Source organism: Tepidiphilus olei, from assembly GCF_006980705.1.
Classification (GTDB): domain Bacteria; phylum Pseudomonadota; class Gammaproteobacteria; order Burkholderiales; family Rhodocyclaceae; genus Tepidiphilus; species Tepidiphilus olei.
In genome coordinates, this window is the sequence record NZ_SBHO01000001.1 from 243,152 (window position 1) to 269,148 (window position 25,997).

The following is a 25,997-nucleotide window of genomic DNA, read 5'->3' on the forward strand; positions in this document are numbered from 1 at the left end:
TGCCTTGCCAGGTAAGCGTGCGCGAGGGGTTTTTCGCACTGCCTTCCACGCCAGAGAGGGGTCAGGGGGATCGCGTCGTGTGCGGGCCATGGGGGGTGGCTCTGTCGGATGGAGAGGGATACATCCCATAGACCTCACACAGGGCGGCGAAAAGGGCCGGATCCCAGGCGGCGAGCGCTTCCGGTTGAGCGAAGAAAGTCTCCGTCGCCACGGGAAAGAATTCTTCCGGCCCTTCTTCGGCATAGGGGTCGAGCGGTGGGGACTTTCCGGCATCGAGCTCGTCTTGCAGCCGCCGCAGCGCGTCTTCCATCACCCGTTCCCAGCGGGCGCGCGGCAGGGAGGGCGGCAGGAGCGGCACGCCGTCGAGCGCCCCGTCGGCGAGGTCCAAACGGTGGGCGAATTCGTGCAGCACCACCTGCATCCCTTCCTCCTCGCCCGTGCCCCAACTCACGATGACCGGACCGCCTTCCCAGGTTTCGCCGTAGAGTTCGTCGTCGAATTCATGCACCAGCCCGATCTCGTCGGCGAGGTGGCGGCGCACGCGAAAGGGTTCGGGATAGACGATGACCCCGACGAAGTCGTCGTAGATGCCCAAGCCCGTGCGGTGGGCCACCAGCGCGGCCTGCCAGGCGATGCTGCCGGCGATCAGGTCGGTGATGGGTAGCCCGTGCGCCCCGTAGAAGGTCTTGGTGGCGAGGAAACGGGCGGCGAGGCGACGTACCCGCTCGTGCGCCGTCGGAGGGATGTTGCGTAAAAAAGGGAGAGTGTTCTCGACTGCGTTCCAGAAAGTCTCGTCCGGTTCGGCATGTTCCCGGCGCGAACGCCAGAGGCGGCGCAAGGCATCGATCCAGGCAGGCATGGTCAAGCCCTTTCGTTCCGGCTCTGCGGTACGCGTACCCGACCCGTGGCGAGCAGGATCCCTGCGAGGATGGCGACGATCCCCACGGCGTGATACCACGCCGGCCGCTCGCCGAGAAAAATGAAAGCAAAGAGCGGCGTGAGTGCGGGCATCAGATGCAGGAAGAGGCTGCCGATACCGGGACCGACCACCGCCACGCCGGCGTTGTAGCACACCATGCCGAGAAAGCCCGGAAAGATGCCGACATAGACGATGGCGAGCAGCGGTTCGAGGTGCCAGCGCAGCGGCGGACCATTGCGCCATTCCCACAGTCCGAAAGGCAACAGCACGAGGATGCCCACGGCGATGAACACCGCCAGCTGTGCCATGGGATCGATCTCCGTCGGCCGACGGTGCAGCGCCACGGTATAGACGCCCCACACCGCCACGGCGCCCAGCATCCACAGGTCGCCGCGGTTGAACGACAGCGAGGCGAGCACGCCCCAGTGCCCTTGGGCGACGATGGTGAGCACACCGGCGAGCGAGACCAGCACGCCCAGCATCTGTCGACGCGTGAGGCGATGCCCGAGCACGGCGGCGGCGAGCAGCATCGTCGCCACCGGCGTGAAGGAATTGAGCATCGCCGCGTTGGTTGCGCTCGTGTGCCGTAGCGCCAGGTAGGCAAATGTGTTATAACATCCTACTCCCAGAATCCCCAGAAGCGCCAGGATCGCCCAATGCCGGCGTACCGCCGCCCATTGTCGCCGCAGCGGCGGCAATGCCCAGGGCAGAGCCAGGAGGAAGGCGACGATCCAGCGGCCCAACGCGAGCGTCACGGGGGGAACCTCGTCGCGGATCGCTCGTCCGACGATCATGTTGCTCGACCAGAAGGCTACGGCGAGGGTAAGCAAGAGGTAGGGATGGGCAACGGCAAAAGAGGGCGCGCGGCGCTCGCGCATCGAAATCTCCCCGCTTACGGTTCCAAGGATAGTTTCGCACGAAATCATGGTCGCCACTCAACTGACGCTCGCCGCCCAGGCGCCCGATCTCGCGCTCGCGGCCCTCACGGAGGGTTTGTCCGTCGAACAGGCCGAGGCGGTGCGCGAGGCCCATGAGTTCGCCCGGGGCGTGTTCGCCGAGCTACGTTTGTCTACCGGTGAACCGGTCTTCGATCATGCGGTGGCGGTGGCGCTCATCGCCGCCGAACTGCGGCTCGACCCGGCCTCGCGCATCGCCGGTTTGCTCTACGCCGTGCCGGTACGGGCGCCGGAGCATTTCGAATGGGTCACCTCGCGCTTCGATGCCGACGTGCCACGGTTGCTGCGCGGCCTGCAGCGCCTCGAAGGCTTGCGCCTGCCGGCGGGGGCGGACGACGCGGCCCAGACCGAGACGCTGCGCAAGATGTTGCTCGCACTGGTCGAGGACATCCGCGTGGTGCTGCTGCGTCTGGCCTCCCGTCTACAGACCCTGCGCTGGTTCACCAGCGCGGGCGAAGAGACGCCGGCGCGGGTAGATTACGCCCGCGAGAGCCTGGCGCTCTATGCGCCGCTGGCGAACCGCCTCGGTGTGGGGCAGATCAAGTGGGAGATCGAGGACCTCTCTTTTCGCTTCCTCGAACCCGAGACCTACAAGCGCATCGCCCGCCTGCTCGACGAGCGCCGGCTCGAGCGCGAGGCATTCGTCGCCCGCGTGGTGCAGCGGCTCTCGGCCGAAGTGGCGGCGCTCGGCATCGCCGGTGCCGAGGTCTATGGTCGCGCCAAGCACATCTACAGCATCTGGAACAAGATGCGCAAGAAAGGGCTCGATTTCTCGCAGGTCTATGACGTGCGCGCGGTTCGGGTGCTGGTACCGGCGGTGGCCGACTGCTATGCGGTCCTGAGTCGCGTGCATGAGCTGTGGCCGCCGATTCCCGGGGAGTTCGACGACTACATCGCCCGACCCAAGCCGAACGGCTATCAATCCTTGCACACCGCCGTGCGCGCCGAAGACGGCCGGCCGCTCGAAGTCCAGGTCCGCACTTTCGAGATGCATCGCCATGCCGAATTCGGCGTGGCGGCGCATTGGCGCTACAAGGAAGGGGCGGCCAAGGTCTCGCCCTACGACCAGAAGATCGCCCTTCTACGCTCGCTGCTTGCCTGGCGCGACGAGGTGGTCGATAGCAGCGAATGGGCCGATCGCGTGCGCCATGCGGTGCACGACGATGCCATTTTCGTGCTCACTCCCACCGGTCGAGTCATCGATCTGCCCCAAGGGGCCACACCGGTCGACTTCGCCTACCGCATCCACACCGACGTCGGCCATCGCTGCCGCGGCGCGCGCGTCGACGGTCAGCTCGTGCCGCTCGACACCCCTTTGCGTTCGGGGCAGACGGTGGAAGTGATCACCGCCAAGGAAGGCGGTCCTTCGCGCGACTGGCTCAATCCGGCGCTGGGTTACGTCAAAACGAAGACGGCGCGCGCCAAGATTCGCGCCTGGTTCGCCCAGCAACAGGAGGCGGAGCTCCTTGCCCGCGGGCGCTCGCTGGTGGAGCGGGAACTGCAGCGCGAGGGGCACAGCCGCACCAATCTCGAGAAACTCGCCGAGCGGCTCGGGTTCAAGTCGCCCGAGGCGCTTTACCGCGCCGCCGCCCGCGGCGAGGTCGGGCCGCGGGCCATCGTGCAGGCGTTGCAGCCGGCCGTGGCCGAATCTCCGGTCGGGCCGGTCACGGTGCCGCTGCACGCGCCGTCGGCCCGCGCTGGCGGGGCGATCCTCGTGGGGGGGCAGAGCGGCCTTCTGACCACGCTCGCGCGCTGCTGCCACCCCATGCCGCCCGACGAGATCGTCGGTTTCGTCACGCGGGGCAGGGGGGTGACGATCCACCGCGCCGACTGTCGGGATCTTCTCGAGCTGAGCCTGCGCCATCCCGAACGGCTCGTGACCGCCCAATGGAACGAGGCCGCCGCCGGCACCGGTCCGCGTCGCGCCTATCCGGTCGAGATCCAGATCGAGGCGCACGACCGCCAGGGGCTGCTGCGCGACGTGAGCGAGGTGTTTACGGTGCAGCGCCTCAACGTCACGGCCGTGCAGACCTTGACCACGCAGCACCGTGCGCGGATGAACTTCACCGTGGAGACGCCGGACGCCGAACGGCTCGCCAGCGCGATCGCGGCGCTGCGCACCGTACCCGACGTGCTGGAAGTACGCCGCCGCTGATCGGCGGGGCGTTATACGGTCTTGGCCAATTCCTGCAGCAGGATCTCCTGCGCCGCCCGACGCTGCCGCCGGGCGTGCTTCAGGCGGTAACGCCCGTCGACGTCCAGTTCCCAAGCTTGGGCGTTGTCGAGGAGATAGATGCGCAATCCCTCCTTGATGACGCGGCGCTTGAGCTTGGGGTCGAGCACGGGAACGGCCACCTCGACGCGGCGGAAGAAATTGCGCTCCATCCAGTCGGCGCTAGAGAGGTACACCTTCTGCTCGCCATCTGCATGGAAATAGAAGATGCGGTGGTGTTCGAGGAAGCGCCCGACGATGGAGCGTACCCGGATCCTTTCGGAGAGCCCGCTCACACCGGGGCGCAGCGCGCATGCGCCGCGCACGATGAGATCGATCTCCACGCCTGCCTGGGAGGCTTCGTAGAGGGCCTCGATCACCTCCGGCTCGAGCAGCGCGTTCATCTTGGCGATGATGCGCCCCTTGCGACCGGCAGCGGCGGCGTCGGCTTCGGCGCGGATGTGCGCGAGCACGTTCTCGTGCAGGGCGAAGGGCGCCTGCCACAGATGATGCAGCTTGCCCGGCTTGCCCAGACCGGTGATCGAATCGAAGATCTCGGAGACGTCCTGCCCGATGACCTCGTCGGCCGTCATCAGACCGAAGTCGGTGTACAGGCGGCTGGTGCGGGGATGATAGTTGCCCGTGCCGAGGTGGCAGTAGCGTCGCAGTTTGCCTTCCTCGCGGCGCACGATCATCAAGAGCTTGGCGTGCGTCTTGAACCCGAAGATGCCATAGACCACGTGTGCCCCGGCGTCGTGCAGGCGGTTCGCCCATTGGATGTTGGCTTCTTCGTCGAATCGCGCCATCAGCTCCAGCACCACCGTCACTTCCTTGCCCCGTTGCGCGGCGCGAATGAGGTGCTCCATCAGCACCGAGTCGGTACCGGTGCGGTACACCGTCATCTTGATGGCCATCACGTTGGGATCGTCGGCCGCCACCTTGAGGAAGTTGATCACCGGCTCGAAGCTCTCGTAGGGATGGTGCAGCAAGACGTCCTGGCGGCGCAAGACGCGGAAGATGTCCAGCGGCCGCGAGAGCTCGCGCGGGATGCGGGGTTGGAACGGGCGATACTTCAGGTCCGGCCGGTCGACCAGGTCGGGAATGGACATGAGGCGCACCAGATTGACGATGCCGGGCACGCGGTAGAGGTCTTTGGGCGTGAGGTGGAAATGCTCCAACAGGAACTGCGCCATCTGCTCGGAACAATTCTCCGCCACCTCCAGCCGTACCGCGTCGCCGAAGTGACGGTGCTGCAGCTCTTCCTTGAGCGTGTCGCGCAGGTCTTTGATTTCTTCTTCGTCGAGGAAGAGGTCGGAGTTGCGGGTGACGCGGAACTGGTAGCAACCCTTGATCTCCATGCCGTGGAAGAGCAGATCGACGTGCTCGTGGATCACCGCCGAGAGGAAGACGAAGGCGTAGGGGTGCTCGCTCACCTCTTTGGGCAGGCGGATGACGCGCGGCAGCGCCCGTGGGGCCTGCACGATGGCGCGCCCCGAGGCGCGTCCGAAAGCGTCGGTTCCTTCGAGCTCGATGGCGAAGTTGAGGCTCTTGTTGAGCACGCGAGGGAAGGGGTGCGCCGGATCGAGCCCGATGGGGGTGAGCAGTGGTTGTACCTGGGTGCGGAAGTATTCCTCGATCCAGCGCCGTTGTGCCTCGTTCCACTCGTTTCGGCGTAGGAAGACGATCCCTTCCTTGGCCAGAGCGGGCAGGATTTCATGGTTGAGCAAGGCGTATTGCCGCGCGACGAGGGAATGGACCTCGGCGCTGATCTGCTCGAGCAGATCTTCGATCGGGATGCCGTCGATGCCGGGGCGAGTCACTCCCTGGCGCCGTTGCTCTTTCAGACCTGCGACGCGGATCTCGAAGAATTCGTCGAGGTTGCTCGAAACGATGCACAGAAAACGCAGACGCTCGAGCAGCGGTATCGAGGTTTCGGCGGCATTGGAGAGCACGCGGCGTTGGAACTGCAATAGCGACAGGTCACGGTTGAAGAAGTGTTCCGAGGGGAAGGTCTTCGGCGGTCGCTGGAGGAATGCGGGCATGCGTCGCTCCGGGGTCGATGCGGGTGGATTACTTTTCACCTGGATCATATCGCGTTCCCGCATCCGCTTCCATCGCATCGGCGTTACAATTCCTTCCTTCATTGCCCGAGGGTCCAGGTTTGTTCTCGCATCTGGCTGCCGTCGATCTCGGCTCGAACAGCTTTCGCCTCGAAATCGCCCGCGTAGACGGGGATCTGCTCTACCCCGTCGATGACCTCAAAGTCTCCGTGCGCCTTGCTGCTGGACTCGGAGCCGACAAGCGGCTGGATGCAGCCTCCTTCGCCCGCGGCTTGGCGGCTTTGGCTGGATTCGCCGAGCGGCTTCGGGGATTTCCTCCCGAGGCGGTGCGCACCGTGGGCACGAATGCCCTGCGGGTGGCACGCAACGCCCCTGAATTCGTCCTTCAGGGAGAAGGGGTGCTTGGCCATGCCATCGAGATCATTTCCGGAAGGGAAGAGGCACGCCTCATCTACTTGGGCGTGGCGCATGCCGTGCCCGATCCCCAGCGTCAAACCTTCGTCATCGACATCGGTGGTGGCTCGACCGAGGTGATCATCGGCCGCGGTTTTCAGCCCATTTTGCTCGAAAGTCTCTACATGGGCTGCGTCTCTCATAGCCTGCGTTTTTTCCCCGATGGCAAAATCACCGAGGGGCGCTTTCGCGCGGCGCGGCTCGCGGCCGCCAAGGAGATCGAGGCGATCGCGCACCCCTTCCGGACCTTGGGGTGGGAGAGGGCCGTGGGTTCTAGCGGATCGGCCAAGGCGATCCGCGATGTGCTCGTCGCCCAGGGGTGGAGTCGAGACGAAATTACGCGCAATGGGCTGAAGCAGCTGGTCAAGGCCCTGGTAGACCTGGGTTCGATCGACGCACTCGCCCGGCTCAAAGGGCTAAAACGCGATCGCCAGCCGGTTTTTCCCGGGGCGGTGGCGATCATGGCCGCGGCTTTCGAGGTGTTGGACCTGGAATCGATGCGATTCTCCGAAGGGGCTTTGCGCCTGGGAGTCCTCTACGATTTGCTCGGTCGCCATCACCACCAGGACATCCGCGAATCCTCGGTCGAGCGATTCATGGAACGCTATGGCGTGGATCGTCTGCACGCCGGCCGTGTAGAGACGACCGCCCTCGGCCTCGCGCTCGATTTGCGGCCCGAGCTCGCCTTCGAGGAGCACCCCGACCGACGAATGCTCTCGTGGGCAGCGCGTCTGCATGAAATCGGGCTATCCATTGCCCACGCCAGTCATCACAAGCACGGCGCCTACATCCTCGCGCACGCCGATATGCCGGGTTTTTCCCGCATGGAGCAGGCACAACTCGCCCGCCTCGTCTTGAGCCATCGCGGCAAGCTCGATCGGCTCGCCGAACTCCCACCCGGTTCTCCGCACTGGGATCTCATTTTCGCGCTGCGCATCGCCGCCGTGCTGCATCGGGCCCGCGACGGCAAGTGCTTCGAGCGCCTGCGCGCGAGGCGCGAAGGCAAGGGCTATGCCTTACAATTGCCGGCTGCTTTCCTGCGACGCCATCCGCTCACCCGCGCCGCCCTCGAAGACGAGACCGTGCAATGGGCGAGCGTCGGCATGCCGCTGCGCCTCGACCCGCTTTCCGAAACACTCAACCACCCAGGAGAACGACATGACGGTCAACCCCTATGAGATGGGGCTGGACAAGACCCCGGCCAACTACGTGCCGCTCACGCCGCTCACCTTCCTGTCCCGCTCGGCCTACATCTACCCCGAGCGCACCGCCGTCATCCATGGCAAGCGCCGCTATACCTGGAAACAGGTCGAGGAGCGCGCCCGGCGGCTCGCCTCCGCCCTGCGCCAGCTCGGGGTGAAGAAGAACGACACGGTGGCGGTGATCCTCAACAATACGCCCGAGATGTACGAATGCCATTTCGGCGTGCCCGGCTGCGGCGCGGTGCTCAACACCATCAACATCCGGCTCGACCCCGAAACCGTGGCTTTCATCCTCAACCACGGCGAGGCCAAGGTGCTCATCACCGATCGCGAGTATTCCAAGATGGTGAAAGAGGCGATCCGCATCGCCCATCGCCCCGATCTCGTCGTCATCGACGTGGACGACTCGGAATACACCGGCCCCGGCGAGCGGCTCGGTCGGATCGAGTACGAGGAATTCATCGCCCAGGGCAATCCCGACTTCGTCCTCGAATACCCCCAGGACGAATGGGACGCGATCTCCCTCAACTACACTTCCGGCACCACCGGCAACCCCAAGGGCGTGGTCTATCACCACCGCGGGGCCTATCTCAACGCCTTCAGCAACATCGTCTCCTGGGGAATGCCGCCGCACTCGGTGTATCTGTGGACCCTGCCGATGTTCCACTGCAACGGCTGGTGCTTCCCCTGGACCATGGCCGCCAACGCCGGCACCAACGTCTGCCTACGCCGCGTCGATCCGCGCCTCATCCTCGAGCTGATCGCCGAGCACAAGGTGACGCACTACTGTGGTGCGCCCATCGTGCACTCCATGATCGCCAATGCTCCCGACACCTGGCGCAAGGGGATCACGCACAAGGTCTCCGGCTTGGTGGCTGCCGCGCCGCCGCCGGCGGCCATGATCGAAGCGATGGCCAAGATCGGCTTCGACATCACCCACGTCTATGGGCTTACCGAAACCTACGGGCCGGCGGCGGTGTGCGCCAAGCACGAGCACTGGGCGAGCCTGCCGCTCGAAGAGCAGGTGCGGCTCAATGGTCGCCAGGGCGTGCGTTACCACGCCCAGGAGGCCATCACGGTCATGGATCCGGACACTATGCAGCCGGTGCCCTGGGATGGCGAGACCATGGGTGAGATCATGTTCCGCGGCAACCTCGTCATGAAGGGTTATCTGAAGAACCCCAAGGCGACGGCAGAGGCTTTCCGCGGCGGTTGGTACCACACCGGCGATCTGGCCGTGATGCAGCCCGACGGTTATGTCAAGATCAAGGATCGGGCCAAGGACATCATCATTTCCGGCGGCGAGAACATCTCCTCGATCGAGGTCGAGGACGCCCTCTATAAACATCCGGCGGTGGTGGCCGCGGCGGTGGTGGCTGCGCCCGATCCGAAGTGGGGCGAGGTGCCCTGCGCCTTCGTCGAGCTGCGCGAAGGCGCGGCGGTGACCGAAGAGGAACTCGTGCAGCACTGCCGAAGGCTGCTGGCCGGTTTCAAGGTGCCCAAGCGCTTCGTCTTTGGGCCCGTGCCCAAGACGTCGACCGGCAAGATCCAGAAGTACCTCCTGCGCGAGCAGGCGAGATCGCACGCAGTGTTCGAGTGAGCTCGATCTCACCCCGCGTTGCACGCATACCACAAGCGCGGAATAAGGGGGCGTTCGGCGCCTTTTTCCGCGCGCCATTTCAGCGACATCGTGTTATTTTGTAAGCGAGCGTGGGGGGAAATCATGGAGCATGAGGATTTCGCCGACGAAATTCGCGACCTGAACCTGAGCTTTCTGGTGCTGGCGCAGCGTATGGTGCAGCGCGATCCGATCGCCGCCGCCGTGAAGCTCGGCCTGGAGGCAGAAACGGTGCGCTGGATCGCCGCCTTGTCCCCGGCCAAGCTCGTGCGCATGGCGAGTCTGCAGATCGGCTTGCCGCAGTTTCGCTTCGATGCCGAAGTGCTTGAACGTATGGCCGGGGAGAAGGCGCGTGACGAGCTCACGGCCAATCTGCACGCCGCGATTCTGGCGCACGGTAACCCACGTAAAAAAACCAAGCAAGCGGGAGGGCATCATGAAGAGAGTTGATTCGATCGAGCGGGAAGCCCACGAGGTTCGCCTCGCGGCGGAGCTTATCCGGCTCGGCGCGCGCATGCAGTTACTCGAGGCGGAAATCTCCCTCAGCCGTGAGCGCCTCCTCAAGCTCTACAAAGAGATCCGCCAGTCCTCTCCGCCCAAGGGAATGCTGCCTTTCTCCACCGATTGGTTCATGACCTGGCAGCCCAACGTGCATGCGTCCCTCTTCATGAATCTCTACCGACGGGTGCGCCACACCGAAGCCGCCGAAGGTGTGCAGGCGCTGATCGCCGCCTATCATCTCTATCTCGACCAGATCGAGGCGATCGGCACCGATCCGGTGCTCAGCGTCACGCGCGCCTGGACGCTACTGCGCTTTTTTGAGGCCGACTTGGTGCAGCTCACGCCCTGCTCTTGCTGTGGCGCAGAATTCCTCACCCACGCCTATGAGCCGGCCAAGACCTTCGTCTGCGGCATCTGCCACATGCCCTCGCGCGCAGGCAGCAGCCACAAGTCGGCCAAGGCGGCCATCTCCCGCGGCCAGAAACGGCTGGCCAAAGCCTCGATCTGAGTACGCGGCCGGTCTCCTGACGGTTCGGATAAATTTTGCCCTCTCGCCCTTCGTCGAGGGAACTCTGCTCATGCTAGCATTACAGCTCGCGTGCAGTGCCGTGCGCTTCTCGCCCGTGCAGCGGAACTAGTCGCATCGAACGGAGGGCTTCGTGTTTCTACTGATCGGGTATGTGATCATACTCGCGTCCGCTTTCGGTACCTACGCCATCCATGGCAGCCTCGTCGCATTGTGGGTCCCGGCGGAATATGTTGCCATCATTGGCTTGATGATCGGTAGTTTCATCGCCAGCAACGACGGCGCAGCCATCAAGCTCGTGCTCGGGCGGCTATCCAGCGCCCTCAAGGGGTCACCCTATACGCGCGGGTTTTACCTCGAGTTACTCTCGCTCCTCTACGAAATTCTTGTCAAGATTCGTAAAGAAGGCTTGATGGCGATCGAGCAGGACGTGGATAACCCCGAGGGTTCCGCCCTGTTCGGCAAATATCCCCTGGTGCTTGAGGATCACCATCTGGTCGAATTCATCACCGATTACCTGCGCATGATGGTGAGCGGCAGCCTCAACCCCGTCGAGATCGAGACTCTGATGGATCAGGAGCTGGAGACGCACCATCAGGAAGCACACCTGCCGCCTCATCTGGTGAGCAAGATCGCCGATGCGCTGCCGGCCTTCGGGATCGTGGTGGCGGTCATGGGGGTGGTGAATGTCCTCGGTTCGGTGGGCGAGCCTCCTGCGGTGCTGGGTAAAAAGCTCGGTGGCGCTCTGGTCGGCACTTTTCTCGGCATCCTGCTCTCCTACGGATTCGTTGCTCCCATCGCCGGTCAGCTCGAACTGAAAGTCGAGGATGGCGCCAAGCCCTTCCAGGTGGCCAAGGTGGTTCTGCTCGCCAGCATGAGCGGCTATCCACCGCAGATCGCCATCGAGTTCGGGCGCAAAGTGCTGTGGACCCGCGACCGCCCCACCTTCTTCCAGCTCGAGGAAGAGCTGAAGAACCGCAAGTGACGGTGGGATGCGATGACCGACGAAAGTCAACAACCCATCGTTATCAAGCGTATCAAAAAGGGCGGCGGGGCCGCCCACGGCGGCGCCTGGAAAGTCGCCTATGCCGACTTCGTCACCGCCATGATGGCTTTCTTCCTGTTGCTGTGGCTGCTCGGCTCGACTGCACAGGGTGATCTCGAAGGCATCGCACAGTACTTTCAGAATCCGCTCAAGGTGGCGCGTGAAGGCGGGTCGGGCGCAGGTGATGCGGAGCGGATCATTCCCGGTGGCGGAGAGGATTTGACTCGGCGGGTGGGACAGGTCAAACGCGGCGAGACGCTCAGCGAGCGCAGCGCCGCACCGCGCGAAGGCGGGGAGGGTGCGTCGCTCACGCGCGGCCGCTCGGACGTGGAAGTGGCCGAAGGTGGACAGGGGCGGGTGGCCGGCAGTCCGCTCAGCGAGGCATCGCCCGTGCCGGGTCGCGGCAGTGGCAGCGGCGGCGTCGGGGTTGGCCTCAGCGGCGACAAACTGCGCGAGCTGCAACAGCTCGAGCGTACCCGGGCGATTCTGGAGGCGATCCTCGAGGCCGACCCGAACCTGCGGGCGATGAAGGATCAGATCCTCATGCGCATCACCGACGACGGTCTGTTGATCGAAATCGTCGATGTCCAGAATCGTCCCATGTTCGCTCTGGGGAGCGCCCAGGTGCAGGAGTCCATGCGGCGCTTGCTGCGCGCCATCGGGAAGACGCTCAACGATCTGCCCAACCGCATCAGCATCGCCGGACATACCGACGCGACTCCCTTCGCGGGCGACGGACGAGGGATGTCCAACTGGGAGCTGTCCGCCGAACGGGCCAATGCCGCCCGGCGTGAGCTCATCGCTGGCGGACTCGATCCAGCCAAGATTTTCCGCGTCGTCGGCATGGCCGACACCTCCCCGCTCATTCCCGACGATCCATACGCGCCACAGAATCGACGTATCAGTATCATCGTGCTCAAACAAGATGTCGAGCGTGAATGGCGAACCCGTGAAACTGCGGTGTCCTGGCCCGTGACGAGCTCCCCTCCTCGTCCTACGATACGTCCTGATCTTCCGGTACCACGACCCGACTTCGTGCAGCCATGAGTGCGCCTTGGGATCGTGAAAAAGGGAGGGGTGAGTCGTCGCCACGTACGGCGCTGGACCGTATCGCCGAAGCGCGGCGCAGCATCGAACGGCTTGCCAGCGTTTCGAGAGCCGACTCCGCGCGCGAGTTCGAATTCACCGAGGAGGATTTTTCCGCCGTTCGGGCCCTGGTGGCCGAACGTGCCGGTATCGCGCTCACGCAGGCCAAGCGCGACATGGTCTATGTGCGTCTGTCGCGCCGTCTGCGCGCCCTGGGGCTCAAGCGCTTCGCCGACTACCTGGCACGGGTGCGCAGCGACGAGCGGGAGCTCGAAGCCTTCATCAATGCACTCACGACCAATCTGACGTATTTTTTTCGCGAACCGCATCATTTCGAACACTTGCGCACCTGGCTCGGGCAGCGTCCCGGGGCTCGCTTGTGGTCGGCCGGCTGTGCGAGCGGCGAGGAAGCCTATTCTATCGCCATGACGGCCTGCGAGCTCTGGGGGCGGCTCGATCCCCCGATCGACATCCTCGCCACCGATCTCGACACTCAGATATTGGAGGAGGCACGCAGCGGTATCTATGCTGCCGAGCGGCTCGAGGCGATCGACCCTAGTTTGCGTTCCCGTTATTTCATTGCCCTCGCGGACGGGCGCTGGCAGATTCGCGCCGAGCTGCGAGCGCTCGTGCGCTTTGCCCGGTGCAATTTCGTCGAAACCCACTGGCCGGTGCAAGGGCCGTTCGATGCCATCTTCTGCCGCAACGTGTTGATCTATTTCGACCGCCACACCCAGCGCAACGTGATCGAGCGCTTCGTGCCTTTGATTCGGCCAGGTGGTTACCTCTACCTCGGACACTCGGAGAATCTGCTCCATGATACGGATGCCTTCGAGCCGCTGGGTCGGACCATCTATCGCCGCCGTGGCGAGGAAAATCCCCCGTCTAGTAGGCGGAGAGAGGAAAGGGCCGATCCGCCTTCCCTCGATCGGTCGCTGTCTTTCGTTCGTGACACGGGCCGAGGCGGATTTGCGGCGGCTTCGTGCGCGCAGGAAGAGGTCGTTCGCGTCGGCGATCCGGTGATCCTCATCGGCGCCTCCACCGGAGGCACCGAGGCGATCAAGGCGGTGCTGCAAGCGCTGCCGGCCGACGCGCCGCCCGTGTTGATCGTGCAGCACATGCCGGAGCATTTCACCGCCTCGTTCGCCAAGCGGCTGGATCAAGTGTGCGCCCTGCGCGTGCGTGAAGCGCGAGACGGAGAAGTCTTGGTGCGCGGCCGGGCTTGGGTGGCGCCGGGGCATTCGCACCTGCGCCTCGAACGTCAGGGGAACGGCTACATGCTGCGGCTGGACCGCGGCGAGCCCGTGAATCGCCATCGCCCGTCGGTGGACGTGCTTTTTTTCAGCGCGGCCGAGACCGTGGGACAGGCGGCGGTGGCGGTGCTGCTCACCGGCATGGGGCGCGACGGCGCCCAGGGCTTGCTCGCTTTGAAAGAGGCTGGCGCCCACACCATCGCTCAGGACGAGGCGAGCGCCGTCATTTGGGGCATGCCCGGCGAGGCGGTGCGCCTGGGCGCCGCCCGCGAGGTGCTGCCGCTCACCGAGATCGCGCCGGCGATTTTGCGGGCGGTGACACAGCGGCGGATGCTTTGGCCGCGGTCGTGAGTTTGGCGCTCTTGGGATCTTTGGCGCTCTCGCCTCCTTTGTTGATGCAGCCAAGCAATTCAGCATTTTGCTCCGCCCCTTGCACGAGGTGATCGAGCCCCTGCATGACTTCGAGGCTCGCCACCTCCATGCGGTGGATGGCCTCGACGATGCGATCGACGTCTTTCTGCGCCAAGGCTGCGAACGCTTCTTGGGACGCTTCGTGCACCGTTCGGTGGGGGCGCTCGAGTTCGCGGTAGCCGGGGAAACCGCTGAAGCACTCCTTGCCCCGCCCTTCGTAATACCAGCGCCCCAGCCGGCAGTTCTGATGGCTGGCGAATTCCGCGGCGGCCTTGTCGCTCACGCCGAGCACCACTTGATAGACGCCGAATTTGTAGAGGATGTGGTCGATCTTGGCGAGTTCGCAGAAGCTGCGCAGCGCCGCCAGACCTGCCGAACGCTCGATGCGTTCGACGAGCTCTTCGAGGGCCTCGACTTCCTGGGCTGCCTGCTCTCCTTCCGTGCTGAGGCGGTTCGATTCGGCGGCGAGTTCGGTCATGGCCTCACGGCTCGAGCCGCTGTCGTTACGGATCTGCTCGACGAGGCGCGAGATGTCGGCGGTCGCCACCGAGGTGCGTTCGGCGAGTTTGCGCACTTCATCGGCCACCACGGCGAAACCGCGCCCTTGCTCGCCCGCGCGCGCTGCCTCGATCGCGGCGTTGAGCGCCAGGAGATTCGTCTGATCGGCGATTTCGCGGATGAGGTTGACGATGCCGGTGATCTCTTGTGCCCGCGCATCGAGCGCCCCTACTTTCTGCGCCGCGTGCTGGGAACGATCGGCGAGCTGACGCAGACTCGTGGCGATCGACTCGACCACTTCGCGGCTGTGCTCGGCGCGCTCGAAGGCCTGTTCGGCCGTCAGCCGGTCTTCCTCGCTGCGTTCCGCCAGGGTGCCGACGCTGCCCTGAACCTGGGTCAAGGATTGTTGGAAGGCCTTGAGCTCCTCGCTCACGCGGCGCATGGCGTTGCTCTCCCAGCGGCAGCGCTCGGCTTCGGCCTGGGCTTCTTCGAGCTGGCGACGCAGGGTCGAGAGCTCGTTTTCCTTTCGGCGAATCTCTTCGTCTAGAGACTGGATGCGGGACTCGAGTTCGCGCACACGATTTTTGTCGCCAAACAACATGGCTTTCTCCTGAGGGTGGCATGGGAGGATATTACGGCAAGCTTCGGTAGAACTTGAGGAAAAATAGGCCGAAAAAAAGGCCGCAATTCTCCTAAAGTTCGTGAAGGCGATGCCGTAATATAAACTATGGAAACCTTCCCGGGAGTGGCGCGATGTCCGACCTACTCAAACGCATCGACGAGCGTACCAAGCTCGCCGGCACCAACAAGCTCGAGATCCTCCTCTTCACTTTGGGGGTGAGCAAGGTCACGAAGCGACGTGAAACCTACGGCATCAACGTCTTCAAGGTGCGCGAGGTGATGAAGACGCCCCCCATCACGGCCGCGCCCGACATGCCGCCCGCCGTCAAGGGGGTGGTGAGCCTGCGGGGGGTGCTCGTGCCGGTGGTCGATCTGGGCGAATACGTCGGGGTAGAGCCCGGCAGCGAGCGCAACATCATGATCGTCACTGAGTACAACGGCAAGGTGCAGGGGTTTCTCGTCGAATCGGTCGATACCATCCTGCGGCTCGATTGGTCTCAGATCCGGGTGCCGCCCGAGATGCTCACCGCCAAGACGGGAGGGTTGGTGACCGCGGTCACGGAGCTGTCCGATGGGCGCCTCGTGATGCTGCTCGACGTGGAGAAAGTGCTCTCCGACATCACCAAGTATGACGAAGAAGAAGATCTCTACGCCGGCATCGAACCGATTCCCCACGGTGACAGATACACCGTCTATTTCGCCGATGATTCGACGGTGGCGCGTGAGCAGATCGAGCGCACCCTGCAGAAGATGGGGGTGCGCTACGTGGGTGCAGTCAATGGTCGCATCGCGTGGGAGAATCTCGAAAAAGCCGCCGAGCGGGCCAAGAACACCGGACGCCCCATCACCGACTTCGTCAGCGCCGTGATCACCGACATCGAGATGCCCGAGATGGACGGATTCATCCTCACGAAAAAGATCAAATCGGACCGGCGCTTTGCCGGCGTGCCGGTGCTGATGCATTCTTCGCTCTCCGGCATGCAGAACCAGTATCTGGGCAAATCGGTAGGGGTCGACGAATACGTCCCCAAATTCCATCCGCGCGAACTCGCCGAGACGCTGCAGCGTCTGTTCGCCAAACGTCAGGAAACCGTCAAGGAGGGCTGAAATGGCCAATCCGTCCGAACCCATGCTGATCGAACCGGAACTGGTCGACCCCGATGCCGAGAAGGCATCCGAGCGTTTCGAAGAGATCGAGGCGCGTGCGGGGCTCGCCGGCTCGAACCGCTTCGAGATCCTGCTCTTTTCCCTCGGGACGTCCGAAACCTTCGGCATCAACGTCTTCAAGGTGCGGGAAGTGATGGCCACCCCCTTCATCACGCGCGCACCCAACGTACCACCCGGTGTGGAAGGGCTGGTGAGTCTGCGCGGCAACGTGATCCCGGTGGTGTCGCTCGCCAAGGTGATGGAGCTCGCACCCATGGACGATCGTATCGCCCCGGCGATGATGGTGGCGGAATATTGCCGCAAGACCTTGGGTTTTCTCGTCGAGGCGGTCGATCGCATCATCCGTGTCGAGTGGTCCAAGGTACGTGAGCCGGAAAACGTCTCCTCTCAAGTGCATGGCATGATCACTTCCATCACCGAGTTGCCCGATGGGCGATTGGTGTCGATCATCGACGTCGAGGCGGTGCTCGCCAAGACCTTCGGCGAGGCGGTGGTCGGCGTGATCTTGCCGATTCCCGACGGTCATCGTCGGCACGTGTTTTTCGTCGACGATTCGAGCGTGGCGCGCAAGAAGATCGCCGAAGTGCTCGACAAGCTCGGCGTGAAGCACACGCATGCCAACAACGGCATGGAAGCCTGGGAGCGCCTGCAGAGCATGGCCAATTTCGCCGAGCAGACGGGAACGCCTTTGCGCGACCAGCTCGACGTGATCCTCACCGACGCCGAGATGCCCGAGATGGACGGCTACGTCCTCACCAAGAACATCAAGGCCGATCCCCGTTTCGATGGCATACCCGTGATCATGTATTCCTCGCTCACTTCTCAGGCCAACCGTACGATGGGTGAGCGGGTCGGGGTCGATGGTTATGTGGAAAAATTCGACGCACAGATGTTGGCCGAGACCTTACGGCCTTTGCTGATACGCTGAACACGATAACGGAGAATATTCGATGGCGGACGACAAGACGCGCTTCCTGGTCGTGGATGATTTCTCGACGATGCGTCGTATCTTGCGCAACCTCTTGAAAGAGCTTGGCTATACCAACGTGGACGAAGCCGAGGACGGGGTGGCGGCGCTGCACAAGCTCGAATCCCAACCTTACGATTTCGTCATCACCGATTGGAACATGCCCAACATGGACGGGCTGACGCTGCTGCGCAAGATCCGCAGCAACGAGAAACTCAAACACTTGCCGGTGCTCATGGTCACCGCCGAGGCGAAGAAAGAGAACATCATCGCTGCGGCACAGGCCGGGGCGTCCGGCTACATCGTCAAGCCTTTCACGGCCGCGGTCTTGGCCGAAAAGATCGACCGCATCTTCGAGAAAATGGGCAAACAACCCGCAGGAGGATCGGCGTAATGAGCAAAAAAACCGACCAGAGCGGCGACAGCGACGAGCTCCAGGCGCTCTTCGACAGTATCGTCGGTTCGGCGGGGAACGTGTCCGAACCCGAGCAGCCGGTGGAGGGAGACAATGAGGAACTGCAGGCGCTTTTCGACGCCGTGGCTCAGCAGTTCAGCGCGACCGAAAAAAGTGGCATGCAGGCCAACGCCTCTGCTGCGGCACCCGAGCCGATGCACGTACCCCATGATGAAATCATCCAGCGCCTCGGTAAAGTGGCGCGCCAGTTACACGAGGCGCTCAAGGAGCTCGGCTGCGAAACGGTCGTGGCCGAGGCGGCCCAAGCCGTGCCCGACGCGAGAGAGCGCTTGCGCTACATCGCGCAGTTGACCGAACAGGCCGCCTCGCGCGTGCTCAACGCCACCGACATCGCCATCCCCCTGCAGAAAACGCTCGCAGAGAAAGCCGAGGGTTTGAAAAAGCGCTGGGACGATCTCTTCGCCAATCGTCTCTCGCCGCAGGAATTCCGCCAGCTCGCGCACGATACGAGGGCTTTCCTCGCCGATGTGGCCGACACCTCGCATGCGACCACGAAGCAACTCATGGAAATCATGATGGCGCAGGATTTCCAGGATCTCACGGGGCAGGTGATCAAGAAAGTGATCGAGATCGTCGGCCGTATCGAGACGGAGCTGCTGCAGATCCTCATCGAGGCGATCCCGGAAGAGTCGCGTCCGAAGAAGGTGGCCGAAGTGTCGCTGATGAACGGGCCGGTGATCGACTCACGCAAGGAAGGGGTGATCACCTCGCAGGAAGAGGTGGACGATTTGTTGAAGAGCCTGGGCTTCTGAAACGGCCTCGGCAACCAGTAAGGGAGAACGGCCGTGAGCGACTTTGCCGGAATGCAGGATCTATTGCAGGATTTTCTCGTCGAGGCCGAGGATTTGCTTTCGGGGGTCGACAACAAGCTGGTCGAACTCGAACGCAACCCCGAAAATCGGGCCCTATTGAACGAGATTTTCCGCGGTTTCCATACCATCAAGGGGGGAGCGGGTTTTTTGGGGGCACAGGAACTCGTCACCTTGTGCCATCTCACCGAAAACCTCTTCGACAAGCTGCGCAACGGCGAGCTGCATTTGAGCCCGGCGCTGATGGACGTCATCCTCGAAGCCACGGCGGCGGTGCGCGAAATGTTCGGTTATCTCGAGCGTAGTGTGCAGCCGCCACCGGCCGATCCGCAATTGCTCGAACGCCTGCGTTTGGCCATTGCCGGTAAGTTGGAACGAAGCGGTGAGCCGCCGGCCGCAGGCACCACCCAAACCAATGCGCAGCAGCCGGGCGCGGCCGAGCCAGATTGGGAGCGTTTGCACGCCGTGGTGACGAATGATGAAAATGAGCCTGTCGAGGCGAAGGGCGACGCCGAGGAGAGCGTGCAAGGCAAGCAGGAAAGCGCCGAGCAGACCAATACCGGGGAGGGGAAACCGGCCGTGCCGGTGCCTACAGGGCGTCGCGCCGCGGTGCCCTTGGGCCGCAAGGACACGATGCAGCGCGAGACGGCGATCCGGGTCGACACCGCCCGGCTCGATCAAGTGCTCAATCTCGCCGGCGAGATCGGCCTCACCAAAAACCGCCTCACGGCGCTCAGAAGCGACATCCTCTCGGGGAAGACCGATCCGGATACGCTGCATGCGCTCGACGTGGCGGTCAATCAGCTCGATTTGCTCGTCTCCGATCTGCAAAACGCCGTCATGAAGACGCGCATGCAGCCGATCGGACGCCTCTTCCAGAAATATCCGCGCATCGCGCGCGACCTGGCGCGGCAGTTGGGCAAGGAGGTGGAACTCGTCATCGAGGGGGAAGAGACCGAGATCGACAAGACGATGATCGAGGATCTCTCCGATCCGCTCATCCACCTCATCCGCAACGCGGTCGATCACGGCATCGAGATGCCCGATGCACGCATTGCCGTGGGCAAGCCGCCACAGGGGACGGTGACGCTGGCCGCCAAGCAGGAGGGGGACCACATCGTCATCATCGTCGCCGACGACGGCCGCGGCATGGATCCCGAGAAAATCCGCGCCAAGGCGGTGGAGAAAGGGCTCATCACGCCGGAAGAGGCCAACGGCCTCGACGAGCGTCAAAGCCTCAATCTCATCTTCCTGCCCGGTTTTTCTCTGGCCGATCGAATTTCCGACGTCTCCGGTCGTGGTGTGGGCACCGACGTGGTGCGCACCAACATCACCAAGCTCAACGGCACCATCGACGTGCGCTCCGAAGTGGGGCGCGGCACCACCTTCATCATCAATCTGCCGCTCACCTTGGCGATCCTACCGGTGTTGCTCGTGCGCCTGGGCGAGCAACCCTTCGCCGTGCCGCTCTCCATGGTGCGCGAAATCCTGCCGATCCATCTCGACGAGGTGCGCGAGGTCGGTGGGCGGGCGACGCTCTTCGTGCGCGGGGAAGTGCTCCCGATCCTGCCCTTGGCGAACCTCCTCAATTGGAGGCTGGAACGTGCCCCGGCCTATGGCGTGCTCATGCAGATGGCCGAATTCTCCTTCATCCTCGGAATCGACACCTTCGCGGGCCGCGAGGACGCGGTGATCAAGTCGCTGGAGGATTTCCGCCCCAAAGGCGTGGCCGGGGTGACCATCCTCTCGAACGGCCAGATCGTTCTGATCCTCGACATGAAAGAGCTCTTCGAGACCGGTACGGGCACCAAGGGAGTGAGCAAGGCTTCGCTCGAAGCGAAGAAAGCCCCCGTTTCTGCTTGAAACGAGAAGGGATCACTGCATGGGAAAGCGGCGGGCGGTGCCCGCCGCTTTCCTTTCAGGCAAGGAGCTCGAGGAGCCGCTGCTGCGCGGCCTCGAATTGGGTCAGACCCTGCTGCTGCAGCGCCTCTCCGATCGCTTCGAGGTCGATGTCGAGCCGGGCGAGCCGTTCCCAGTGCGCTCGAGCGGCTTCGACGTCTTCGAGGATCGTCGCGCCGCGCGCCTTGCCGTGATCGAGGAGCGCCGCGAGCGTCGCTTCGGGCAGGGTATTGACCGTCTCCGGCCCCACCAGCGGTTCCACGTAGAGCAGATCGGGGTAAGCGGGATTCTTGGTGCTGGTGCTCGCCCAGAGCGGGCGTTGCGCCCGGGCTCCGGCGCGGCGCAAGGAGGCGAAGACGTCCTCGGCGAAATGGCCCAGGAAATCCTGGTAGGCGAGCTTGGCGAAAGCCACCGCGGTCTTTCCTTGCCAGTCGGGGTGTTCGGGCGCGCGTTCGGCCAGGAGCGCATCCACGGCCGTGTCGAGCCGGGAGAGAAAGAGGCTCGCCACGCCGAAAATGGGTGCGAGCGCGAGACCGGCTGCCTGGCGCTGCTCGAGACCCCGCCGGTAGGACTCGGCAACGCGGCGGTACTGCGTGCGCGAGAAGAGCAGCGTCACGTTCACGTTGATCCCCTCGGCGACGAGCGCCTCCAGGGCCTGGGCGCCAGCGACGGTGCCGGGAATCTTGACGAGCAGATTGGGGCGTTCGATGGCGGCATGCACCCGCCGGGCGGCAGCGATCGTGCCGTCGGCATCGTGCGCGAGCCCGGGGTCTACTTCCAGGCTCACGTAGCCGCGCTCGCCGCCCGATGCTTGCCACAGGGGGAGGAGCAGGTCGCAGGCGCGGTGCACGTCGGCGAAGGTGAGTTGCTCGAGCCGCTGCAGGGGCGATAAGGGGGCGCGGCGCAAGGCGTCGACGTCTTTCCGATAGAGGGGGCTCTTGGCGATGGCGTTTTCGAAGATGGATGGATTGGTCGTGATGCCGCTCACGCCGATCTCCAGCAGCTGGGCGAGCCGTCCGCCCTCGAGGAGGTCGCGCGAGAGATTGTCGAGCCAGATCTGTTGGCCGAGTTCGAGGATCTGATGCAGCACGGTTCGGGTCGTCATGGGTCGTCTTCCAGGGCGGCAATCTTCGCCCTTAGCATATCATCTTCGTGCGGCGCTTCGACGAAGGAGAGCGCCTCTTCCCAGCCGAGCCGCCGGGCGAGGGTGGCGAAGGTCGCATCGAGCGCGTGCAGCACGAGCGGCGCGCTGCTCCTGGGCGGGCGCACCGTCAGATCGCAGCAGGTGAGCAACAGGCGCGACACGCCCAGCCGTTCGCGCCACAGGCGGTTGTGCAAGCCGTGGCCGTAGGTGGTGTCGCCGATGATGGGATGGCCGGCATGACGCAGATGGCGGCGGATCTGGTGCTGGCGTCCTCCGTCCGGATAACAGGCCACGAGCGCGTAGCGGCTGGTGGGGTGGCGGTCGTTGGGCCAGGGCAGTTCGATCGTGGCCAGGCGCCGTACCTCGGTGCACGCGGTTTTTTCGGCATCGCGCGGCCCGGGGACGGTACGGGCGATGCGCGACAGCGGCCGATCGATCGTCAGGGTTTCGGGCGGATGTCCCCGCACCACGGCGAGGTAACGCTTGGCGACGCGCCGGTTGGCGAAGTCGGCCGCCAAGGCGGCGGCAGTGGCCGCATCGAGGGCGAAGAGCACCGGCCCGGAGGTGGGTTTGTCGAGGCGATGGACGGGAAAGACGTGCCGACCGAGGCGATCACGCAGCCAGCGCAGCAGGACGCGGGATTCGCGCGCGTCGAGCTCGGTGGGATGGACGAGCCAGCCCGAGGGCTTGAAAACGGCGACGAGCCGCTCGTCCTCATGGAGGAACGAGGGCTCGTCGTGCTCCAATAGCGCGGGATTCAGAACGTCAGGCGGCGTAGTTGCGCTCCGCGAAATCCCAGTTGACCAGGTGTTCGAGGAAGGCGGTGACGAAGTCGGCACGGCGGTTGCGATAGTCGATGTAGTAGGCATGCTCCCACACGTCGATGCACAGCAGCGGCGTGTCGCCCGTGGTGAGCGGCGTGCCGGCCGCGCCCATGTTGACCACGTCGACCGAGCCGTCGGCTTTCTTCACCAGCCACGTCCAGCCGGAGCCGAAGTTGCCGACGGCACTCGTATGGAAGACTTTCTTGAATTCATCGAAACTGCCCCATTTGGCCTTGATGGCATCGAGCAGCGCCCCTTTGGGCTGACCACCGCCGTTGGGTTTCATGCAGTGCCAGAAGAAGGTGTGGTTCCAGGTTTGTGCGGCGTTGTTGTACAGGCCGCCGGCCGGGGCTTTCTTGACGATGGACTCGAGGTCCATGTTCTCGTATTCGGTGCCCTTGATGAGGTTGTTGAGGTTGGTGACGTAGGTCTGATGGTGCTTGCCATAGTGGTACTCCATCGTCTCTTCGGAGATGTAGGGGGCAAGCGCGTTCTTCGGGTAGGGCAGTTCAGGCAGTTTGTGTTCCATGTTGCTCTCTCCTTTGCGTGAAGGGCCGGCGTTCGGGCCGGCGAGGGGATGAGGAAACCCTTAGCATTTTAGTCGGACTTTTCCACCCCGACAACCTCGGCCGTGGCACGGCCATCGTGGAATTCGAGGCGGATGGCTTGTCCCGTGGCGAGTTGCGCCGCGCTCGTGAGCACTTGGCCGGAGGCATCGCTCACCAGCGCATAGCCGCGCTCCAGCACCGCCTTGGGGTCGAGCGCGTGGAGGCGGTCTTCGAGCCGCTCCAGACGGTGGTGCGGGGCTTCCAGGGCTTGCCTCGCCGCCCGAGGCAATCTCTGGGCGAATGCGTCGAGCCGGGCGCGATGTCCGGCAAGCGTCGGTCGGGCGGCGGCAAGCCGCCGGTGCAGGGCATCGAGCCTCAGCCGTGACTCGGCGAGCGTGCGCCGCTGCGCCGCCGTGAGTCGAGCATGGAACCCTTCGAGCCGCTGGCGCGCTTGCGCGAGGCGCGCCGCCGGGTGCGTGAGACGCAGCTGCAGGCGGTCGAGCCGCTGGTTTTCGGTGAGCAGGCGCTCGCGCAGCGCCCGCTGCAGGCGCCGCATCAGCAGATCGAGTTCGAGCGGCAGTTCGGTCCAGCCTTGGCTCACCAGCATCGCCGCGCCGGTGGGCGTAGGGGCGCGCACATCGGCCACCAGGTCGGCGATGGTCACGTCGGCTTCGTGCCCGACGCCGCTCACTATCGGCACGGGGCTCGCCGCGATCGCGCGGGCGAGCGCCTCGTCATTGTAGGCCATGAGATCTTCGGGGCTGCCGCCGCCGCGCACGAGCAGCGCCGCTTCGATGCCAAGGCGCGCTGCGTTCTCGCCGAGCAAGGCAAGCGCTGCCGCCATTCGTGCCAGTGCTTCCGCACCCTGCACCAGTGTGGGCAAGAGCACGATCTCGATGAGGGGCGCGCGCTGGCGCAGCGTGCGCAGCACGTCGTGGATGGCGTCTCCCGCCGGTGAGGTGATGAGCGCGAGGCGGCGCGGCCGACGCGGCAGTGGGCGCTTCCTTTCGGTGGCGAAGAGTCCTTCGGCCTCGAGCTTGGCTTTGACGGCCAGGAAACGCTGCCACAGCAGGCCGGCGCCGGCCGGCTTGAGACCGCGCACCACGAGCTGGTAATCGCCTCGGGGGGCATAGACGCTCAACTGACCAGCCGCCTCCACGCTGTGCCCTTCGGCGAGTAGCCGCGCGAAGGCCGTCGCCTGTCGCCGCCACAGGACGCAACGCAGTGCCGCGACTTCGTCCTTGAGCGTGAAGTAGCAGTGTCCGGAAGTGGCGAGGGTGAGGCCGGAGATCTCACCGATGACGTTGACCTCGGCAAAACCCGTTTCCAGGCAGTCTTTGATGCGTTGTGTGAGCTGGCCGACGGTTTCGGTCGGTGGCGGGAAGGGGGTGGAATCGGGGCTCATGCGCGCGATTGTACTGCGTTTCATCCCCAACGAGACGCTTTCTGTCATGCAACGGTAGCATCGGAACAGAAGCGCTTGATTTCTCGGCATGTTTTTGTAAACTATTGATTTTTATGTGTAATTTTTTTGATGAAAAATGTGGCAAAGTGAGGTTCTTCCTACCGCGACAAGGGTTATGCCTGGTTTCGCACTTTCATACACAAAGTTATCCACAGACTTTGTGGAAGAGTGGAACAAGGTGTGCGGCCGGCGCGGCGCCCCATTCGAGGCGGGCTGAGATATAATGCCGGGAGCAAAGGCCGTCGTCTCGGCCTTCGTCGTGCAAATCTCCGAGAGGGCATGGTTCGTGTGGTCGATCATACAGGCATCGGGGTGGCCGATATGGCCGCTGTTGTTGGCTTCCATCCTTGCGGTGGCAATCGTGATCGAACGTGCCTGGACATTGCGACGCACGCGCATCAATCCACCAGGGCTGCTCGCCTCGGTGCTCGAGGAGTTGCGTCGTGGCGCATCGCCGCAAGAGCTTGCGTTGCGGCTGGAGGGGCATTCGCCGCTCGGGCGTGTGTTCGCGGCCGGGCTGCGCAATTACCGCTCTTCTCGTGAGGTGATGAAAGAGGCGATCGAGGACGCCGGTCGGGTGGTGGCGCACGGCTTGGAGCGCTATCTCACGGCTTTGGGGACCATTGCCGCGGTCTCGCCGCTCTTGGGTTTGTTGGGTACCATCATCGGCATGATCGAGATCTTCGCCTCACAGTCGGCCGCTGGTACCAATCCCCAGCAGCTGGCGCATGGCATCTCGGTGGCGCTCAACACCACCGGGCTCGGACTCATCATCGCCATTCCTGCGACCATTTTCTGGCGCCATTTCCGGGCCTACGTCGATTCCCTGGTCTTGGAGATGGAACAGGAAGCCGTGCGTTTGGTGGAAGTGGCCCACGGTGAGCGGGCCGGAGCCGAAGTATGAAGTTTCGCACGGCCGGCGGTTTGCGCGAGGAGCCATTCCTGAATCTGGTGCCGCTCATCGACGTGGTGCTGGTGATCCTCATCTTTCTGAGTGTGACGACCACGTTCTCTCGGACGGCGCAGCTGCAGATCGATCTCCCCGAAGCCGATGAGGCGCTACCGGTCGATAGCATGCCCAAGGAATGGGTGGTGGCCATCACCGCCGACGGGGCCGTGTTCATCGGTGAGCGGGCCGTGGGGCTCGGCAGCGTGGAGGACATCGAAGCGGCACTGCTGGCGATGATCCCGGCCGGCTCGAAGCCTACCATCGTGATCGAAGCGGACGCGAAGACGCCGCATCAGCGCGTGATCGACGTGATGCGCGCGGCCCAGCGCGCCGGCTTCGAAAAGCTCACTTTCTCCGTCGAGCGCGTCGAAGGGCGATGAGGGCGCCGC

Annotated in this window: 23 protein-coding genes and 1 pseudogene; 15 read left to right on the plus strand and 9 right to left on the minus strand. The window is 64.1% G+C overall.

Annotated features, from left to right (window positions below):
* Positions 1-61 precede the first annotated feature (61 nt).
* The gene (locus tag EPD80_RS01220; protein ID WP_142808762.1) at positions 62-859 is read right to left on the minus strand and encodes a M90 family metallopeptidase; all 798 of its coding nucleotides are present in this window, start codon (positions 857-859) and stop codon (positions 62-64) included.
* A 2-nt stretch (positions 860-861) separates the two neighbouring features.
* Positions 862-1,797, minus strand: coding sequence for a DMT family transporter (locus EPD80_RS01225; protein ID WP_142803465.1), 936 nt, complete (start codon positions 1,795-1,797; stop codon positions 862-864).
* A gap of 46 nt (positions 1,798-1,843) precedes the next feature.
* Here EPD80_RS01225 and EPD80_RS01230 point away from each other — a divergent pair, with 46 nt between their 5' ends.
* Positions 1,844-4,030, plus strand: a complete 2,187-nt coding sequence (locus tag EPD80_RS01230) for a RelA/SpoT family protein (RefSeq protein WP_142808764.1) — start codon at positions 1,844-1,846, stop codon at positions 4,028-4,030.
* 11 nt (positions 4,031-4,041) lie between these two features.
* On the opposite strand, the gene ppk1 is transcribed toward EPD80_RS01230, so the two are convergent.
* Positions 4,042-6,129: a polyphosphate kinase 1 gene (gene ppk1, locus EPD80_RS01235; RefSeq protein ID WP_142808766.1), complete on the minus strand. Its 2,088-nt coding sequence runs from the start codon at positions 6,127-6,129 to the stop codon at positions 4,042-4,044.
* A gap of 119 nt (positions 6,130-6,248) precedes the next feature.
* On the opposite strand from ppk1, the gene EPD80_RS01240 reads away from it, so the two are divergent.
* The 7 genes from EPD80_RS01240 to EPD80_RS11310 all read left to right on the plus strand — a co-directional run bounded on the left by EPD80_RS01240 (position 6,249) and on the right by EPD80_RS11310 (position 14,182).
* Complete coding sequence (locus EPD80_RS01240) at positions 6,249-7,778, plus strand: Ppx/GppA phosphatase family protein (RefSeq protein ID WP_221928762.1); 1,530 nt, start codon at positions 6,249-6,251, stop codon at positions 7,776-7,778.
* On the plus strand, positions 7,759-9,402 hold the full coding sequence (locus EPD80_RS01245) for an acyl-CoA synthetase (RefSeq protein ID WP_142808768.1): 1,644 nt from the start codon (positions 7,759-7,761) through the stop codon (positions 9,400-9,402). Before EPD80_RS01240 ends, EPD80_RS01245 begins: the two co-directional genes overlap by 20 nt.
* Positions 9,403-9,525: 123 nt before the next feature.
* Entirely contained in the window at positions 9,526-9,870 is a 345-nt protein-coding gene (locus EPD80_RS01250) for a flagellar transcriptional regulator FlhD (protein WP_142808770.1), read from the plus strand.
* Positions 9,857-10,429 carry a flagellar transcriptional regulator FlhC gene (flhC, locus tag EPD80_RS01255; RefSeq protein ID WP_142808772.1) on the plus strand — a complete coding sequence of 191 codons (573 nt, stop codon included), beginning with the start codon at positions 9,857-9,859 and terminating at the stop codon, positions 10,427-10,429. The genes EPD80_RS01250 and flhC overlap by 14 nt, the downstream gene beginning before the upstream one ends.
* A gap of 151 nt (positions 10,430-10,580) precedes the next feature.
* A complete protein-coding gene (gene motA / locus EPD80_RS01260; protein WP_142808774.1) occupies positions 10,581-11,432 on the plus strand; it encodes a flagellar motor stator protein MotA in 852 nt (283 codons plus the stop codon).
* Between the two features lie 12 nt (positions 11,433-11,444).
* Positions 11,445-12,539 (plus strand): flagellar motor protein MotB, encoded by a 1,095-nt coding sequence (locus EPD80_RS01265; protein ID WP_142808776.1) that lies wholly within the window; start codon positions 11,445-11,447, stop codon positions 12,537-12,539.
* Entirely contained in the window at positions 12,536-14,182 is a 1,647-nt protein-coding gene (locus tag EPD80_RS11310; RefSeq protein WP_185957664.1) for a chemotaxis protein CheB, read from the plus strand. The genes EPD80_RS01265 and EPD80_RS11310 overlap by 4 nt, the downstream gene beginning before the upstream one ends.
* Here the strand turns inward: EPD80_RS11310 and EPD80_RS11545 are convergent.
* Positions 14,115-14,627 carry a CZB domain-containing protein gene (locus tag EPD80_RS11545; protein WP_260677336.1) on the minus strand — a complete coding sequence of 171 codons (513 nt, stop codon included), beginning with the start codon at positions 14,625-14,627 and terminating at the stop codon, positions 14,115-14,117. The two genes, EPD80_RS11310 and EPD80_RS11545, sit on opposite strands and share 68 nt — an antisense overlap.
* 51 nt (positions 14,628-14,678) lie before the next feature.
* A pseudogene (locus EPD80_RS11550) lies at positions 14,679-15,341 on the minus strand (methyl-accepting chemotaxis protein); the annotation flags it as partial.
* Between the two features lie 152 nt (positions 15,342-15,493).
* On the opposite strand from EPD80_RS11550, the gene EPD80_RS01280 reads away from it, so the two are divergent.
* The 5 genes from EPD80_RS01280 to EPD80_RS01300 are packed head-to-tail and all read left to right on the plus strand — an operon-like array spanning position 15,494 to position 20,642.
* Positions 15,494-16,468: a chemotaxis protein gene (locus EPD80_RS01280; RefSeq protein ID WP_142808780.1), complete on the plus strand. Its 975-nt coding sequence runs from the start codon at positions 15,494-15,496 to the stop codon at positions 16,466-16,468.
* Positions 16,469-16,490: 22 nt separating this feature from the next.
* Positions 16,491-17,456 carry a chemotaxis protein gene (locus tag EPD80_RS01285; RefSeq protein ID WP_142809329.1) on the plus strand — a complete coding sequence of 322 codons (966 nt, stop codon included), beginning with the start codon at positions 16,491-16,493 and terminating at the stop codon, positions 17,454-17,456.
* Between the two features lie 22 nt (positions 17,457-17,478).
* The gene (gene cheY / locus EPD80_RS01290) at positions 17,479-17,889 is read left to right on the plus strand and encodes a chemotaxis response regulator CheY (protein ID WP_142808782.1); all 411 of its coding nucleotides are present in this window, start codon (positions 17,479-17,481) and stop codon (positions 17,887-17,889) included.
* Positions 17,889-18,722 carry a protein phosphatase CheZ gene (gene cheZ / locus EPD80_RS01295; protein WP_142808784.1) on the plus strand — a complete coding sequence of 278 codons (834 nt, stop codon included), beginning with the start codon at positions 17,889-17,891 and terminating at the stop codon, positions 18,720-18,722. Before cheY ends, cheZ begins: the two co-directional genes overlap by 1 nt.
* 51 nt (positions 18,723-18,773) lie before the next feature.
* Positions 18,774-20,642 (plus strand): chemotaxis protein CheA, encoded by a 1,869-nt coding sequence (locus EPD80_RS01300; protein WP_142809331.1) that lies wholly within the window; start codon positions 18,774-18,776, stop codon positions 20,640-20,642.
* Between the two features lie 55 nt (positions 20,643-20,697).
* On the opposite strand, the gene tal is transcribed toward EPD80_RS01300, so the two are convergent.
* The 4 genes from tal to xseA form a co-directional block, all read right to left on the minus strand.
* The gene (tal, locus tag EPD80_RS01305; RefSeq protein ID WP_142808786.1) at positions 20,698-21,783 is read right to left on the minus strand and encodes a transaldolase; all 1,086 of its coding nucleotides are present in this window, start codon (positions 21,781-21,783) and stop codon (positions 20,698-20,700) included.
* Positions 21,780-22,568: a pseudouridine synthase gene (locus EPD80_RS01310; protein WP_221928765.1), complete on the minus strand. Its 789-nt coding sequence runs from the start codon at positions 22,566-22,568 to the stop codon at positions 21,780-21,782. Before EPD80_RS01310 ends, tal begins: the two co-directional genes overlap by 4 nt.
* Before the next feature lie 19 nt (positions 22,569-22,587).
* Positions 22,588-23,175 (minus strand): superoxide dismutase, encoded by a 588-nt coding sequence (locus EPD80_RS01315; protein ID WP_142808790.1) that lies wholly within the window; start codon positions 23,173-23,175, stop codon positions 22,588-22,590.
* Between the two features lie 68 nt (positions 23,176-23,243).
* Positions 23,244-24,599, minus strand: a complete 1,356-nt coding sequence (gene xseA / locus EPD80_RS01320; RefSeq protein ID WP_142808792.1) for an exodeoxyribonuclease VII large subunit — start codon at positions 24,597-24,599, stop codon at positions 23,244-23,246.
* A gap of 346 nt (positions 24,600-24,945) precedes the next feature.
* Between xseA and EPD80_RS01325 the strand changes: the two genes are divergently transcribed.
* Together EPD80_RS01325 and EPD80_RS01330 are read left to right on the plus strand one after the other, a co-directional pair.
* Entirely contained in the window at positions 24,946-25,563 is a 618-nt protein-coding gene (locus tag EPD80_RS01325; protein WP_142809333.1) for a MotA/TolQ/ExbB proton channel family protein, read from the plus strand.
* Positions 25,560-25,988 (plus strand): ExbD/TolR family protein, encoded by a 429-nt coding sequence (locus EPD80_RS01330; protein ID WP_142803452.1) that lies wholly within the window; start codon positions 25,560-25,562, stop codon positions 25,986-25,988. The genes EPD80_RS01325 and EPD80_RS01330 overlap by 4 nt, the downstream gene beginning before the upstream one ends.
* The last annotated feature ends 9 nt before the right edge of the window (positions 25,989-25,997 follow it).